Annotated in this window: 13 protein-coding genes; 6 read left to right on the forward strand and 7 right to left on the reverse strand. The window is 74.0% G+C overall.

Annotation, left to right across the window (positions count from 1 at the left end; all coding sequences use genetic code 11):
• Positions 1-95 precede the first annotated feature (95 nt).
• The 4 genes from ACYVO2_RS31680 to ACYVO2_RS31695 all read right to left on the reverse strand — a co-directional run bounded on the left by ACYVO2_RS31680 (position 96) and on the right by ACYVO2_RS31695 (position 4,135).
• A complete protein-coding gene (locus tag ACYVO2_RS31680; protein ID WP_461011513.1) occupies positions 96-446 on the reverse strand; it encodes a DUF3099 domain-containing protein in 351 nt (116 codons plus the stop codon).
• A gap of 179 nt (positions 447-625) precedes the next feature.
• On the reverse strand, positions 626-1,204 hold the full coding sequence (locus ACYVO2_RS31685; RefSeq protein ID WP_461011514.1) for an RNA 2'-phosphotransferase: 579 nt from the start codon (positions 1,202-1,204) through the stop codon (positions 626-628).
• Positions 1,205-1,208: 4 nt separating this feature from the next.
• Complete coding sequence (locus ACYVO2_RS31690) at positions 1,209-2,612, reverse strand: metallopeptidase TldD-related protein (protein WP_461011515.1); 1,404 nt, start codon at positions 2,610-2,612, stop codon at positions 1,209-1,211.
• Positions 2,612-4,135 carry a TldD/PmbA family protein gene (locus tag ACYVO2_RS31695; RefSeq protein WP_461011516.1) on the reverse strand — a complete coding sequence of 508 codons (1,524 nt, stop codon included), beginning with the start codon at positions 4,133-4,135 and terminating at the stop codon, positions 2,612-2,614. The genes ACYVO2_RS31690 and ACYVO2_RS31695 overlap by 1 nt, the downstream gene beginning before the upstream one ends.
• 331 nt (positions 4,136-4,466) lie before the next feature.
• On the opposite strand from ACYVO2_RS31695, the gene fabG reads away from it, so the two are divergent.
• Positions 4,467-5,186 (forward strand): 3-oxoacyl-[acyl-carrier-protein] reductase, encoded by a 720-nt coding sequence (gene fabG / locus ACYVO2_RS31700; protein ID WP_461011517.1) that lies wholly within the window; start codon positions 4,467-4,469, stop codon positions 5,184-5,186.
• 5 nt (positions 5,187-5,191) lie between these two features.
• Positions 5,192-5,959: an enoyl-ACP reductase FabI gene (gene fabI / locus ACYVO2_RS31705; RefSeq protein ID WP_461011518.1), complete on the forward strand. Its 768-nt coding sequence runs from the start codon at positions 5,192-5,194 to the stop codon at positions 5,957-5,959.
• An 86-nt stretch (positions 5,960-6,045) separates the two neighbouring features.
• Here fabI and ACYVO2_RS31710 read toward each other — a convergent pair whose 3' ends face one another.
• On the reverse strand, positions 6,046-6,711 hold the full coding sequence (locus ACYVO2_RS31710) for a FadR/GntR family transcriptional regulator (protein WP_461011519.1): 666 nt from the start codon (positions 6,709-6,711) through the stop codon (positions 6,046-6,048).
• Between the two features lie 318 nt (positions 6,712-7,029).
• Between ACYVO2_RS31710 and ACYVO2_RS31715 the strand changes: the two genes are divergently transcribed.
• The 3 genes from ACYVO2_RS31715 to ACYVO2_RS31725 all read left to right on the forward strand — a co-directional run bounded on the left by ACYVO2_RS31715 (position 7,030) and on the right by ACYVO2_RS31725 (position 9,403).
• Positions 7,030-8,349 carry a CynX/NimT family MFS transporter gene (locus ACYVO2_RS31715; protein WP_461011520.1) on the forward strand — a complete coding sequence of 440 codons (1,320 nt, stop codon included), beginning with the start codon at positions 7,030-7,032 and terminating at the stop codon, positions 8,347-8,349.
• Positions 8,350-8,531: 182 nt separating this feature from the next.
• Positions 8,532-8,777 (forward strand): hypothetical protein, encoded by a 246-nt coding sequence (locus ACYVO2_RS31720; protein ID WP_461011521.1) that lies wholly within the window; start codon positions 8,532-8,534, stop codon positions 8,775-8,777.
• A 104-nt stretch (positions 8,778-8,881) separates the two neighbouring features.
• Positions 8,882-9,403: a SixA phosphatase family protein gene (locus ACYVO2_RS31725; RefSeq protein ID WP_461011522.1), complete on the forward strand. Its 522-nt coding sequence runs from the start codon at positions 8,882-8,884 to the stop codon at positions 9,401-9,403.
• An 82-nt stretch (positions 9,404-9,485) separates the two neighbouring features.
• On the opposite strand, the gene serB is transcribed toward ACYVO2_RS31725, so the two are convergent.
• Positions 9,486-10,745, reverse strand: a complete 1,260-nt coding sequence (gene serB, locus ACYVO2_RS31730; protein ID WP_461011523.1) for a phosphoserine phosphatase SerB — start codon at positions 10,743-10,745, stop codon at positions 9,486-9,488.
• 250 nt (positions 10,746-10,995) lie between these two features.
• Here serB and ACYVO2_RS31735 point away from each other — a divergent pair, with 250 nt between their 5' ends.
• Positions 10,996-13,656, forward strand: coding sequence for an ABC transporter ATP-binding protein/permease (locus ACYVO2_RS31735; RefSeq protein WP_461011524.1), 2,661 nt, complete (start codon positions 10,996-10,998; stop codon positions 13,654-13,656).
• Positions 13,657-13,806: 150 nt separating this feature from the next.
• Here ACYVO2_RS31735 and ACYVO2_RS31740 read toward each other — a convergent pair whose 3' ends face one another.
• Positions 13,807-14,187 carry an aggregation-promoting factor C-terminal-like domain-containing protein gene (locus ACYVO2_RS31740; RefSeq protein WP_461011541.1) on the reverse strand — a complete coding sequence of 127 codons (381 nt, stop codon included), beginning with the start codon at positions 14,185-14,187 and terminating at the stop codon, positions 13,807-13,809.
• Positions 14,188-14,493 lie beyond the last annotated feature (306 nt).

Genomic DNA, 14,493 nt, shown 5'->3' on the forward strand with positions numbered 1-14,493 from the left:
CGTAGGAAGTATGGCATGCGCCGAGCCCGCCGGTGCACCGGAAGCGACGATTCTCCTGAGGTTTTCTTGAGCTTCACGTGGATCATGGGAAATGCTCATGGTCGTGGCCCCGGCCGCGGCCCGGACTCGGACCCCGAGTGGACCCGGTCCTCCAGCTCGTTCCGCGACACGGGAGGCAGCACGGCGCTCGGCAGCCCCGGCGCGTTCTCCCGCCCGGCGTTGGCGATCACCACCGCGATGTAGGGCAGCAGCACCCCGCCGGCCAGCGCCACCCAGGCGAAGGGGCGCGAGACGTCCCACAGCGCCACGGCGAGGACCACGCACAGCGTGCGGACCCCCATCGAGATCACATAGCGGCGCTGCCGGCCCCGGACGTCCTCCGTGAGGCCGGTCCTGGCGCCGGTGATCCGGAAGACCTCGGCGCCGCCGCTGCTCCGCTTCCGCATCCTCCACCGCCCGACTCGTGACCCCCGGAGAACCACCCCCGGACGCCTCCCACGGTACGCCGCCGCCCCACCGCGTCACAGGCCGGGGGGCGGCGACATCCGCACCGCTACGCCGCCTGGCGGTAGGGCCCGGCGGGCACGGCCCCGCCCCGCGCCACCGGGCCGCCGCGCCGCGACGGTCACCGCCCCGCCGGCCCCGCGGGGTCGCCGGCCGGGTGCCGTCGCAGCCGCTCCGGCGGCACCCGGTCGGTCAGCCACACACCGTTGGCGCTGACCCGGAAGACGTGCCCGGCCGCGGCCAGCCCCGCCGCGTCCACCACCAGCACCACCGGCCGCCCGTGCCGCGCCCCGACCCGGGTGGCCGTGGCGACGTCCGCGGACAGGTGGACGTCCTGCCGCCCCATCGGGCGCAGCCCCTCCCGCAGGATCGCCGCCAGGTTCCGCTCGGCCGTCCCGTGGTACAGCACCGGCGGCGGCTCGGCGGCGGCCAGGCCCAGGTCCACCGGGACGGAGTGGCCCTGGCTCGCCCGTATGCGGCGGCCGTCGGCGGAGAAGGCGAACCGCTTCTTGTCGTTGACGGCCACGATGTGCGCGAGCTCGTCCCGGCCGATCCGCCGCCCGGCCGCCGCGCACGCCGCGAGCAGTTGCTCCACGTCCGCCCAGCCGCCCTCGTCCAGGGTGATCCCGACGGACGCCGGGTCGTGCCGCAGCACCCTGGCCAGGAAACGGGAGTGCCGCACCACCCGGCGGTCGTCCACCCCGCTACACCCCCTGGCTGACCGAGCTCATGTTGAAGTCCGGCACCCGCATCGGCGGCATGGCGGCCCGGGTGAACCAGTCCGCCCACTCGCGCGGCAGCGTCCGCTCGGTGCGGCCGACCTCGCAGGCCCGGCCCAGCAGGTCCACCGGGGACTCGTTGAACCGGAAGTTGTTGACCGCCCCGGTCACCTCGCCGTTCTCCACCAGGTACACGCCGTCCCTGGTCAGGCCGGTGAGCAGCAGCGTGGCCGGGTCCACCTCGCGGATGTACCACAGGCAGGTCAGCAGCAGGCCCCGCTCGGTGCCCGCGACCATCTCCTCCAGCGACTTGGTGCCCTCCGGGCTGCGCAGCACCAGGTTGTCCGCGGCGGGGGTGACCGGCAGCCCGGTCAGGCCCGCCGTGTGCCGGGTGGTGAACAGGGAGGCGAGCGCGCCGTCGCGGATCCACTCGGTGCGGCCGATCGGCAGGCCGTTGTCGAACACGGAGGCGTCGTCGCCGGAGGAGTGCGCGATGACGAAAGGCGCGGCTTCCAGACCGGGCTCCGCCGGGTCCCCGTACAGGCTCAGGGGCAGGGGGGAGAGCTTGTCGCCCACCCGGGTGCCGCCGCCCGGCTTGCTGAAGACGGTGCGGCCCTCGGCCGCGTCCCGCCCGCCGGACGACCACACCTGGTAGATCAGCAGGTCGGCGACGGCGGTCGGCGGCAGGATCGTCTCGTAGCGGCCCGCGGGCAGCTCCACCCGCCGCTCCGCCCACCGCAGGCGGCGCGCCAGGCCCCGGTCCAGCTCCGCCACGTCCACGTCGGCGAAGTCCCGGGTGGCCGCCCCGGCCCAGGCCGAGCGGGCGCCGTCCGGCGACTTGGCGTTGAGCTCCACCGAGCCCGTGGGCTGGTCGTGCCGCAGCCGCAGCCCGGCGGAGGTGCCCAGGTAGGTGGAGGTGACCCGGTGCTCGGCGAACCCGTACAGCAGCCGCCCGCCGCTGCCGGCCCGGCCGAACGCCTCGCCCAGCGCGGGCGCGAAGGAGGAGAACACCCCCACGGAGGTCTCCGCGGGCGGCTCGGTGAACGCCGGGTCCGCGGGCACGCCGGTGACCAGGGGCTGCGCGTCCTCGGCCGGGCCCGCGTCCCGCGCGGCTGCCTCGGCGGCGCGGACCACCTCGGCCAGCTCCTCCGCGGTGACCGCGGACCTGGACACCACGCCGGAGGCGGTGCCCCGGGCGCCGTCCACCGTGGCGATCACGGTGAGGGTGCGGCCGCGGGTGACGCCGTTGGTGGTCAGCGCGTTGCCCGCCCAGCGCAGGTTGGCGGTGGAGTGCTCGTCGGCGATCACCACGCAGCCGTCGGCGCGGGAGAGCTCCAGCGCCCGCTCGACGATCTCGTGCGGAGCGGCCGTACGGGAAGAGTTGCTCATCAGCGACCCGCCTCCTGCGCGGTGTTGAGGATGTTGACGCCGCGGAACAGCGCCGAGGGGCAGCCGTGGGAGACGGCGGCGACCTGCCCGGGCTGGGCCTTGCCGCAGTTGAACGCGCCGCCGAGCACATAGGTCTGCGGCCCGCCGACGGCCTCCATCGACCCCCAGAAGTCGGTGGTGGTGGCCTGGTAGGCGACGTCCTTGACCTGTCCGGCGAGCCGCCCGTTCTCGATCCGGAAGAAGCGCTGGCCGGTGAACTGGAAGTTGTACCGCTGCATGTCGATGGACCACGAGCGGTCGCCGACGATGTACAGGCCCCGCTCCACGCCCGCGATCAGCTCATCGGTGGACGGCCCGCCCTCCGCGGGCCGCAGCGACACGTTCGCCATCCGCTGCACCGGCACGTGCGCCGGCGAGTCCGCGAACGCGCAGCCGTTGGACCGCTCGAAGCCCTTCAGGCGGGCGATCCGCCGGTCGAGCTGGTAGCCGACCAGCACGCCGTCGCGCACCAGGTCCCACGACTGGGCGGCCACGCCCTCGTCGTCGTAGCCGACCGTCGCCAGGCCGTGCTCGGCGGTGCGGTCACCGGTGACGTTCATCAGCGGCGAGCCGTACTTCAGCGTGCCCAGCTTGTCGAACGTGGCGAACGAGGTGCCCGCGTACGCCGCCTCGTAGCCGAGCGCCCGGTCCAGCTCGGTGGCGTGCCCGATGGACTCGTGGATGGTCAGCCACAGGTTCGACGGGTCGATCACCACGTCGTACCGGCCCGGCTCGATGCCCGGCGCCGCCATCTTCTCGGCGAGCAGCCCGGGGATCCGCTCCAGCTCCCCGTCCCAGTCCCAGCCGGTGCCGGTCAGGTACTCCCAGCCCCGCCCCGCCGGCGGGGCGAGGGTGCGCATCGAGTCGAACTCGCCCGACGCCGGGTCCACCGCGACGGCGGTCAGCTCCGGGTGCACCCGCACCCGCTGCTGCGTGGTGACGGTCCCGGCGGTGTCCGCGTAGAACTTGTTCTCCTGGACGGTCAGCAGGGACGCGTCGACATGGCTGACCGCGTCCGCCGCGAGCAGCCGCCGGCTCCACTCGGTCAGCAGCCCCGTCTTCTCCGCGTCCGGGACGTCGAACGGGTTGACCTCGTAGGCGGAGACCCAGGTGGCGTCCGCGTGCACCGGCTCGTCCGCCAGCTCCACGTGCTCCCGCGACCCGGCCGCCGCGGTCACCTCCGCCGCCAGCCGGGCCATGGCCACCGCCTGCTCGGCCACCCGCGCCGCCGCGTCCGTGGTCGGGTCCACCCCCGAGGCGAAGCCCCAGGCGCCCCCGTGCACCACCCGCACCGCGTAGCCCACGTCCGTGGTGTCGGACGAGCCGGCGAGCCCGGCGTCCCGCAGCCGCCACGCCGCGCTGCGCACCCGCTCGAAGCGGAAGTCCGCGTGGTCCGCGCCCAGCTCCCGGGCGCGCGTCAGCGCGGCGTCGGCCAGCGCGCGCAGGGGATGTGCCAGGAACGCCGGATCGATCTGATGGGGCACAGATGCCTCCGTTCGGTGTCGGACCCTTCGCAGTGAATCATGTCGCGCCGACAGCCGGGGGCACACCCGATTACGGCCCGCACCGCCGCACCGCCCGCCCGCCCGACGCGCCGCCGCCACCGGTTTCCCCGCGGGCGCGGGAGCGCCGGGCCGCCAACCGGCCCCGGGCGGCGCGGCGGCCCGCCACTGTAGGGATCCCACAGTGCCCGGAACGCGCCACTGTCGGGGGCTGCGTCCGCCTCCGCCCCGGCGGACCGATAGTTTGCAGGGGTACGTTCCGTGCCCGACCGCACGGGGACATCTCCTCGCACACCGACTTAGGGGTGGATCGTTGAGCCGCTCGGTACTCGTCACCGGAGGCAGCAAGGGCATCGGCCTGGCCATCGCCCGCGCCTTCGCCGACAACGGCGACAAGGTAGCGATCACGTATCGCTCGGGCGAGCCGCCGGAGGAGCTCACCAAGCTCGGCGTCCTCGCGGTGCGGTGCGACATCACCGAGCCCGAGCAGGTCGACGCGGCCTTCAAGCGGGTGGAGGAGGAGCACGGCGCGGTCGAGGTCCTGGTGGCCAACGCCGGCGTCACCCAGGACCAGCTCCTGCTGCGCATGAGCGAGGAGGAGTTCACCTCCGTCCTCGACACCAACCTGACCGGCACCTTCCGCACGGTCAAGCGGGCCAGCCGCGGCATGCTGCGCGCCCGCAGGGGCCGCGTCGTCCTGATCTCCTCCGTGGTCGGCCTCCTCGGCTCCGCGGGCCAGGCCAACTACGCCGCCTCCAAGGCGGGCCTCGTCGGCTTCGCGCGCTCCCTGGCCCGCGAGCTGGGGTCGCGGAACATCACCGTCAACGTCGTCGCGCCCGGCTTCGTCGACACCGCCATGACGCAGGTGCTCGGCGAGGAGCGCAAGGCCGAGATCGTCAAGCAGGTGCCGCTGGGCCGCTACGCGCAGCCCGAGGAGGTCGCCGGCACCGTGCGCTTCCTCGCCTCCGACGACGCCGCATACATCACCGGAGCCGTCGTTCCCGTCGACGGTGGATTGGGCATGGGTCACTGACAGACATGAGCGGACTTCTCAACGGCAAGCGGATCCTGGTCACCGGCGTCCTGCTGGAGTCGTCGATCGCCTTCCACACCGCCAGGCTGGCGCAGGAGCAGGGCGCCGAGGTGGTGCTCACCGGGTTCGGGCGGCTGAGCCTGGTGGAGCGCATCGCCAACCGGCTGCCGAAGCCGGCCCCGGTGCTGGAGCTGGACGTGGCGAACCAGGAGCAGCTCGACAGCCTCGCCGAGCGGGTGCGCCAGCACGTGGACGGGCTCGACGGCGTCGTCCACTCCATCGGCTTCGCCCCGCAGGACGCCCTGGGCGGCAACTTCCTGAACACCCCGTGGGAGTCGGTCGCCACCGCCCTCCAGGTCTCCGCGTACTCGCTGAAGTCGCTGACCATGGCCGCCCTGCCGCTCATGGAGAACGGCGGCTCGGTCGTCGGCATGGACTTCGACGCCTCCGTGGCCTGGCCGCAGTACGACTGGATGGGCGTGGCCAAGGCCGCGCTCGCGTCCACCTCCCGCTACCTCGCCCGCGACCTGGGCGGCCGGAACATCCGGGTGAACCTGGTCTCGGCCGGGCCGATCAAGTCGATGGCCGCCAAGTCCATCCCCGGCTTCGAGGAGCTGACGCGGGTCTGGCAGGACCGGGCCCCGCTGTCGTGGGACCTGTCCGACCCGGAGCCGGCCGCCCGCGGCGTCGTCGCCCTGCTGTCGGACTGGTTCCCCAAGACCACCGGCGAGATCGTGCACGTGGACGGCGGCGTCCACGCGATCGGCGCCTGACCGGCACGGCACCGGGCCCGGCCCCCCGCCCCGGCGGGCGGGCCGGGCCCGGCGCCGTCCCGGCGTGCGCGGGGCACGGTGCGCGGTCAGGGGCCGCACTTCGCGGTGTACGACGCCGCCTCGACCGCCGCCCGCTCCCCGTCCCCCGCCCGGATCGCCGCGATCAGCCGCGCGTGGTCCATGTACTGCTCCGGCTCCAGCGTGGCGCCCAGGTCCCGGCGCAGGAAGTCCCGCACCACCTCGCCCAGGTCCGCGTACAGGCCGGCCAGCACCTCGTTGTGCGAGGCCGCCACCACCGCCTGGTGCAGCGCGGCGTCCGCCAGCACGAACGCGTCCGCGTCCCCCGACGTCCACGCCGCCTCCCGCCGCGCCAGCGCGCCGTCCATGACCTCCAGGTCACGCTCGGTGCGCCGCCGCGCCGCCAGCCGGGCCGCGAACGCCTCCAGCGCGCCGCGCAGCTCGGCCACGTGGTCCGGGTCGGCCTCGGCGAACCGGCGCTGCATCACGCCCGCGAGCTCGCTGGTGGCCACCACATAGGTGCCCGAGCCCTGGCGGATGTCCAGCAGCCCGTTGTGGGCGAGCGCCCGGACGGCCTCCCGGACGGTGTTGCGCGCCACGCCGAGCCGCTCCACCAGCTCGGTCTCGGTGGGGATGCGCGTGCCCACCGGCCACTCTCCCGAGGCGATCTCGTTCCTGAGCTGGGCGATCACCTGGTCGGCGAGCGCCGAACGCCGGGGTGAGGTCAGTGCCATGCCGCTTCCCGTCCCTTTCCTGCCGCGGTCCTGGCGCGCGGCCCTCCCGAAGTCCTACCGCAGTTGCCTCGCGCCGCGCCGGGCCGGGAGCCCGGGGTAGCGGCGGGGCCGCCGGGGAAGGGGACGCCGTGCCGGAGCGCGGCGCCGCCCGCCATCCTCCCGCGCCCGGGGGCCGCCGCCACCCACCGGCGGGCACGGGGCACCCGGCGGCCGCTGACTGCCCGGTGGGCGCCGCCGTGTCGCCCGCCGTCCGGCCGTCCGCCCCGCGGCCCGGGCCCACCTGTGCGAGTAAACATCCTATGATTCTATGATGGGTGGATGCGCCTCGTAGGAGTCAGGACCATCAGCGCCCCCGCCGAGCCGGCCACCGGCACCGGGCGGCTGCCGCAGCAGCGGACCGGCGGGCCCGCCGCCCCCCGGCCCGCGACGCCCCCCGGGCCCGCCGCGCCGCCCGGGTGGCTGCGGTGGCTGGTGATCTCCGGGCTGGTGCTTGCCGCGCTCAACCTGCGCCCCGCCATCACCAGCCTCGGCGCCGTGCTGGAGGAGGTCCGCGGTGGCCTGGGCATGTCCGCCACCGTCGCCGGGCTGCTGACCTCCGTGCCCGCGCTGTGCTTCGCCGCCTTCGGGTTCGCCGCGCCCAATCTGGTGCGCCGCTTCGGCCCCGTCGCCGTCGTGGGCGCGGGGATGGCCGCGATCACCACCGGCCTGGCGGTGCGGGCCATCGCCGGCGGCACCGCCGCGTTCCTGGTCTTCACCGCGCTGGCGCTGGCCGGGATAGCCGTCTCCAACGTGCTGCTGCCCGTGCTGGTCAAGCGCTGGTTCCCCGACCGGGTCGGCCCCATGACCGGCCTGTACTCCATGGCCATGGCGCTCGGCACCGCCGCGGCCGCCGCGGTCACCGTCCCCCTGACCGACGCCTTCGGCGGCAGTTGGCGGCTCGGCCTCGGCGTGTGGGCCGCCGTCGCCGCCCTCGCCGTGCCGCCGTGGCTCGCGGTGGTGCTGCGGGACCGCTCCCGCGCGGACGGCGCCGCCGCGCCTGCCGCGGCGCCCGGGGCCCGCATCACCCGCAGCCGCACCGCGTGGGCACTGGCGATCTTCTTCGGCCTCCAGTCCACCGGCGCCTACATCACCATGGGCTGGCTGCCGCAGATCTTCCGCGACGCCGGGATCTCCGCCGGGCAGGCCGGGGTGCTGCTGGCGGTCACCATGGGCATGGGCGTGCCCCTGGCGTTCGTCCTGCCGCCGCTGGCCGCCCGCTACCGCAACCAGGGCCCCTTCGCGGCCCTCCTCGGCCTGTTCGGCATCGCCGGCTACCTGGGCCTGGCGTTCGCCCCGGCCGCCGCGCCCTGGGTGTGGGCGGCGCTCCTCGGGGTGTCCAACTGCGCCTTCCCGCTCGCCCTGACCATGGTCGGGATGCGGGCGCGCACCGCGGCGGGCGTCGGCAGGCTGTCGGCGTTCTCCCAGAGCACCGGCTACCTGATCTCCATCCCCGGGCCGATCGCGGTCGGCGCCCTGTACCAGCACACCGGCGGCTGGGACCTGCCGATCGTGCTCATCGCCGGCCTGCTCGTCCCCCAGATCGCCGCCGGGCTCGTCGCCGGGCGGCCCCGTCACGTGGAGGACGAGATCGGCGCCTGACCCGCCCCCCCCGCGCGGGCCGCGGCGCCCGGGGGTGGGGACAACCCCACCCCGGACCTGGGGGTCGGATCAGGGTCGACTGGGTGGCCTGCCCGATGGGTCCGCCGCCCCCGCGCCCGTAGCGTCACAGGTGACGCCGGGGCGGCCGGCGTCCCCGCCGCACGAGCCCCGAGGGAGTGGCCATGTACCACCGCAGTGACGCCACCGTCCCGCGCCCCGCGACGTCCGCCCGGGTGCGCCCCCGGCCTTCGGGCGGCGGCACCCCCCTGTGGGCCGTCGCCCTGCCCATCGCCACCCTCCTGTTCCTCGGCCTGTTCGCCCTGACGGCCTCGTCCGCGCGGGCGGACACCCCCCAGGACGGTCCCGCGGGCACCTACCTGGAGCGGGTGCGGGTGCTGCCGGGCGTCGTGACGGGGCTGTTCCGCTGACCCCGCGGCGCGCCTTCGGGCGCCGCGCGGCGTGGTCGATCACACGGTGGCCGCGGTCCGCCGGACCACTCCGCGACCGGGGGTTTTCTGCGAAGCTGAAGAGCATGAGCGACGCCGAAACGCCCCGCAGGATCGTCCTACTCCGGCACGCCAAGGCCGACTGGCCCTCCGTGCCCGACCACGAGCGCCCGCTCGCCGAACGTGGCCGAAGGGACGCCCCGGCCGCCGGCCGCTGGCTCGCGGGGACGGGGATCGACTTCGACCTCGTCCTGTGCTCCTCCGCCGTGCGCACCCGCGAGACCTGGAAGCTGGCCGCCCACGAACTGCCCAGGCGCCCCAGGACCGTCTACGAGGAGCGGCTGTACGAGGCCGGCCTCGGAGACCTCCTCGCCCTGCTCACCGAGACCCCCGACGACATCCACGACCTGCTGCTGATCGGCCACAACCCCGGGATGCACGCGCTGGCCGACGCGCTGTCCGGGCAGGCCGACCCCGATCCCGCCGCCAAGCTGGCCCGCCGCGGCTTCCCCACGTCCGCCACGGCCGTGGTCGCCTTCACCGGCTCCTGGAAGTCCGTCGAGCACGGGGTGGGCCGGCTGATCGCGTACTGGGCTCCCCAGGAGTAGCCCCGGACCGGGCCGCCCCCGCGCGGCCGGGCTCCCCGGGACACTCCGGGGAGCCCGCGCCGGGCCCGCCGCGGGGGAGCGCTCAGCGCGCCCCGTCCGCCGCCGCCCGCGCGTCCTGCCGCTCGGCCTCCGCGTCCACCAGGTCCGCCGCCTCGACCTCTTCCCTGGTGATGCCCAGCAGGTACAGCACCGTGTCGAGGAACGGGAAGTTCACCGCCGTGTGCGCCGCCTCCCGCACCACCGGCTTGGCGTTGAACGCCACCCCGAGCCCGGCCGTGTTCAGCATGTCCAGGTCGTTGGCCCCGTCGCCTATCGCCACCGTCTGCGACAGCGGCACCCCCGCCTCGGCCGCGAACCTGCGCAGGATCCGGGCCTTGCCCGCCCGGTCCACCACCTCGCCGACCACCCGGCCGGTCAGCCTGCCGTCCACCACCTCCAGGGTGTTCGCGGCGGCGAAGTCCAGGCCGAGCCGGTCCTTGAGGTCGTCGGTGACCTGGGTGAACCCGCCCGAGACCACCCCCACCTGGTAGCCGAGCCGCTTGAGGGTGCGGATCAGCGTGCGCGCGCCCGGCGTCAGCCGTACCTGCTCGCGCACCTTGTCCACCACGTCCGCGTCCAGGCCCTCCAGCAGCGCCACCCGGGCGTGCAGGGACTGCTCGAAGTCCAGCTCGCCCCGCATCGCCGCCGCGGTGATCTCCGCGACCCGCTCCTCGCACCCGGCGTGCGAGGCGAACAGCTCGATCACCTCGTCCTGGATGAGCGTGGAGTCCACGTCCATCACCACCAGGCGCTGCGCCCTGCGGTGCAGCCCGGCCCGGACCACGGCCACGTCCACGCCGCGCCGGAACGCCTCGGCGGCCAGCGCGGTGCGCAGCGGCTCGGTGGGCACGCCGGAGACGGCGAACTCCACGGCCGTCACCGGGTACTTCGCCAGCCGGAACACGCGGTCGATGTTGCCGCCCGCCTCGGCGATGGTGGCGGCGATGGCGGCGGTGGACCGCGCGGTCAGCGGGTGGCCGAGGACGGTGACGTGGGAGCGGCCCTCGGCGCGGGGCCGGTTGTCGCCCACCCCGGAGAGGATCTCCGCGTCCAGCTTCATCGACTCGGCCCAGCGGTGCACGGTGGCGCGCAGCTCGCCCTCGGTGGCGGAGCCGGGGGCGGGCTGGGTGACCAGCGCGCACAGCACCAGGCGCCCTCGGGTCACCACCTGCTCGATGTCCACCACGTCGACGCCGAAACCGGCGAGCGTGTCGAACAGCGCGGCCGTGATACCTGGGCGGTCCTTGCCGAAGATCTTGACGAGAAGGGTGGGGACGTCCGCTCGGGCGCTGGCTGTGTTCATGGTACGAACCACGTTAGCGGGCACAGGTGAACGAGCCCGCCGGGGTCCGCCACCCGGACGCATCCGCCGCCGGGCCCGCCGACCCGCCGCGCGCACCCCCCCGCGGGGTGTGAGGGGCCCGGTTCCGGGCCGTCCGAAACGGGTCCGTCCCGACCCGGCTGCGGTGCGGCCACAGGGGCCTGGAATAGTTCCGCCCGATGTTCAGCACCCCTAGACTGCTCCTTTCGAGGGGGACTCGGGGGACAACGTTGTGGGGCATGGAGTGCCGGAACTCGTACTTGAATTGAATGGACGGACCTGGACGTTCGACCCGTCCAGGTCCTATGTGCTCGGCCGTGATCCGCAGTCCGACGTGGTGTTCGACGACTCCAGGGTGTCCTGGCGCCACGCGAGCGTCGGATGGAACGGCCGCTCCTGGGTGGTGGAGGACCAGGGCAGCACGAACGGCACCTATGCACAGGGCCAGAGAATCCACCAGATGGAAATCGGCCCCGGTTCGGTCATCCATCTCGGCAATGCCACCGACGGGCCGCGGCTGTCCTTCGGCGCCGCGCACGCCGGGGTCCACAGCGGCCCCGTGCCGATGGCGCACGGGGCCCCGCAGGCCCCGGCGTACCAGCCGCCGCACGCCGCGCCGCACCAGCCGCAGCCCTATCCGCAGCCGGGCCCGCCCCAGCCGCAGCCGGGGGCTCCCGCGGGCTGGCCCGGCGCCCCGCAGGGCCCGGCCCCGCAGGCGCCGTTCATACCGCAGCAGGCCCAGCCGCCGCACGCGCAACCGCCGCACGTTCAGCCGCAGCCCTTCCCGGGGCAGCCGCAGGCCGGCCACCTGCCCGGCGGCCCGCCGCCCGGCGCGCAGCCGCCCGCCCAGCCGCAGCACGGCGGCGGCATGGCCGGCAGCCGCGGCCCGACGATGATCCGCAACCTCACCACGCGGACCACCCGCATCGGCCGCGCGCTCGACAACGACCTGGTCGTCTCCGACCTCCAGGTCTCCCGGCACCACGCGGAGTTCCGCGCCACCGCCGACGGCCGCTACGAGATCGTCGACCTGGGCAGCCACAACGGCACCTATGTCAACGGCCAGCCGGTCCAGCGGCACGTGCTGCGCCCCGAGGACATCGTCGGTGTCGGCCACTCCGCCTTCCGCCTGGTCGGCGACCGGCTCGAGGAGTTCGTCGACACCGGCGCGGTCACCTTCTCCGCGCGCAGGCTGACGGTGAAGGTCGGCGGCGGCCAGAAGATCCTCAACAACGTCAGCTTCGGCGTGCCGGAGAAGTCGCTCATCGGCGTCATCGGCCCCTCCGGGTCCGGCAAGTCCACGCTGCTGCGCGCGCTCACCGGCTACCGCCCGGCCGACGAGGGCGAGGTGCTGTACGACAACCGCAACCTCTACAAGCAGTTCGCCGAGCTGCGGCAGCGCATCGGCCTGGTGCCGCAGGACGACATCCTGCACCCGCAGTTGACCGTGCGCACCGCCCTGCGCTACGCGGCCAAGCTCCGCTTCCCCGGCGACACCGAGGCCGCCGAGCGCAACCGCCGCGTGGAGGAGGTGCTCGGCGAGCTCAAGCTCGACATCCACGCGGGCAAGCGCATCACCTCGCTCTCCGGCGGCCAGCGCAAGCGCGTCTCCGTGGCGCTCGAACTGCTGACCAAGCCGTCGCTGATCTTCCTGGACGAGCCCACCTCGGGCCTCGACCCGGGCATGGACCGCGACGTGATGCAGTTGCTGCGCGCGCTGGCCGACGACGGCCGCACCGTGCTGGTGGTCACCCACTCGGTGGCCGAGCTGGCGCTGTGCGACCGGCTGCTGGTCATGGCGCCGGGCGGCTCCGTCGCCTACTTCGGCCCGCCGAACGAGGCGCTGGAGTTCTTCGGGTACGACACCTGGGCGGACGTCTTCCAGGCGTTCGAGACCTACCGCGACCACGACTGGGGCGGGCGCTGGCACAGCTCGGCGCACTACCAGAAGTACGCCGCCGACATCGACGCCGCCGCCCCGCAGGCGCTGCCCGCGGTGCAGCCCATGCAGGTCAGGCCGCCCAAGCCGCAGAGCTGGGGCTCCCAGTTGTGGACGCTGATCCGCCGCTATCTGTCGGTGATCGCCTCGGACCGGGGCTTCATCGCGCTGATGCTGATCCTGCCCGCCATCCTCGGCGTGGTCAGCACGGTCATCCCGTCCGACTTCGGCCTGTCCATGCCGCCGCCGAAGGACGGCAAGCGGCAGTTCAACCAGGACGCGGGAACCATTCTGCTCATCCTGGTGATCGGCGCCTGCTTCTCCGGCGCGGCCAACTCCGTGCGTGAGCTGATCAAGGAGCGGGTCATCTACGAACGGGAACGGGCGACCGGCCTGTCCCGCTCGGCCTATCTGATGTCGAAGATCATCGTGCTCGGTCTGATCACCGCCCTCCAGGGCGCGATCATCTGCGCGATCGGCTTCGCGCCGCGCGACATGCCCGCCGAGGGCCTGATCGTCAAGAGCACCCCGGCCATCGAGATGACCCTGGTCATCATGGTGCTCGGCTTCACCTCGATGATGTTCGGCCTGATCATCTCCGCTCTGGTGAAGACCGCGGAGAAGACCATGCCGCTGCTGGTGCTGTTCGCCATCGTCCAGGTCGTGTTCACCGGTGTGCTCTTCCAGGTCTACGACAAGCCCGGTCTCGAGCAGGTCGCCTGGCTGATGCCGTCCCGCTGGGCCGTCGCCGCCGAGGGCACCACCACCCAGCTCGCGGTGCTGATGGCGCCGTGGGACAAGAAGAACCCGGCCAACACCGACCCGCTGTGGGAGTCCTCGGTCGGCCAGTGGGTCTTCGACATGGGCGTGCTGTTCGGCATGGGCGTGCTGTGCGGCTTCATCGTCGTCCGGCTGCTGCGCCGCCACGAGCCCGAGGTCATGCGCCAGCGCTGACCCGCGGCACGGACACGGCGAAGGCGAGGGCGGCGGCCTCCCCAGGGGGGAGACCGCCGCCCTCGCCGTTCACCGCGCCGGCCGGCTGCCGGGCCCGGCCGCGCCGTCACCGCGACGGCCCACCGCGGTGCGGATCGGTGTCGGTGCCGATCAGTACCAGTGGTGCGTCTGCCAGAAGGACCAGGCGCCGCACGGGCTGCCGTAGCGCTCGTTCATGTACTTCACGCCCCACTCGATCTGGGTGGCGGGGTTGGTCCGCCAGTCGGCGCCGGCCGTGGCCATCTTGCTGGCGGGCAGCGCCTGCACCAGGCCGTAGGCGCCGCTGGAGGCGTTCACCGCGCGCGGGTTCCAACTGCTCTCGTGCTGGACGATGTTGCTGAAGCACTGGAACTGGGCCGGGCTGGAGATCATCTGCCGGGCGATCTCGCGAGGGCTGCTCGAGGCCGCGTTCGCGGACGGGGCGAGCACCATGGCGCCGGTCGCGGCGGCCGCCAGTACCGCACCGGCGGCGGCGGTCCTGCGGGCGGACATGCGCTTGATCGTCAGGGAGGAGAACAAGGAGAACCTCTTAGCTCGGGGACGTCGCGGTCGAAAACGAACACACGGCCGCGGGCACGGCACGGCCGTGGTCACGCGTCAACAGGAGTTCGTCGGCCGCCGTGGATCGGCCACGGCTTGCTTGCGACGTCAACCAATATGGCGACCGGCCGCAGGCGGGACAAGACCCGCCAATTACTATCGAGCGCGGAGGAAGGGGCAAAAAGGGACGGGTGCCCACCTGGGCATCCGTCCACTAGGCGCGGTCGTAGGGGACCAAGGTCCTATGGGCCGCCTCAC

This window comes from Streptomyces capparidis (assembly GCF_054782095.1).

Excerpts from the sequence above, each read along its gene's own strand:
- ACYVO2_RS31680 (WP_461011513.1), bottom strand. The coding sequence starts at position 446 with ATGCGGAAGCGGAGCAGCGGCGGCGCCGAGGTCTTCCGGATCACCGGC.
- ACYVO2_RS31690 (WP_461011515.1), bottom strand. The coding sequence starts at position 2,612 with ATGAGCAACTCTTCCCGTACGGCCGCTCCGCACGAGATCGTCGAGCGG.
- fabI (WP_461011518.1), top strand. The coding sequence starts at position 5,192 with ATGAGCGGACTTCTCAACGGCAAGCGGATCCTGGTCACCGGCGTCCTG.
- ACYVO2_RS31710 (WP_461011519.1), bottom strand. The coding sequence starts at position 6,711 with ATGGCACTGACCTCACCCCGGCGTTCGGCGCTCGCCGACCAGGTGATC.
- ACYVO2_RS31715 (WP_461011520.1), top strand. The coding sequence starts at position 7,030 with ATGCGCCTCGTAGGAGTCAGGACCATCAGCGCCCCCGCCGAGCCGGCC.
- ACYVO2_RS31720 (WP_461011521.1), top strand. The coding sequence starts at position 8,532 with ATGTACCACCGCAGTGACGCCACCGTCCCGCGCCCCGCGACGTCCGCC.
- ACYVO2_RS31725 (WP_461011522.1), top strand. The coding sequence starts at position 8,882 with ATGAGCGACGCCGAAACGCCCCGCAGGATCGTCCTACTCCGGCACGCC.
- serB (WP_461011523.1), bottom strand. The coding sequence starts at position 10,745 with ATGAACACAGCCAGCGCCCGAGCGGACGTCCCCACCCTTCTCGTCAAG.
- ACYVO2_RS31740 (WP_461011541.1), bottom strand. The coding sequence starts at position 14,187 with ATGTCCGCCCGCAGGACCGCCGCCGCCGGTGCGGTACTGGCGGCCGCC.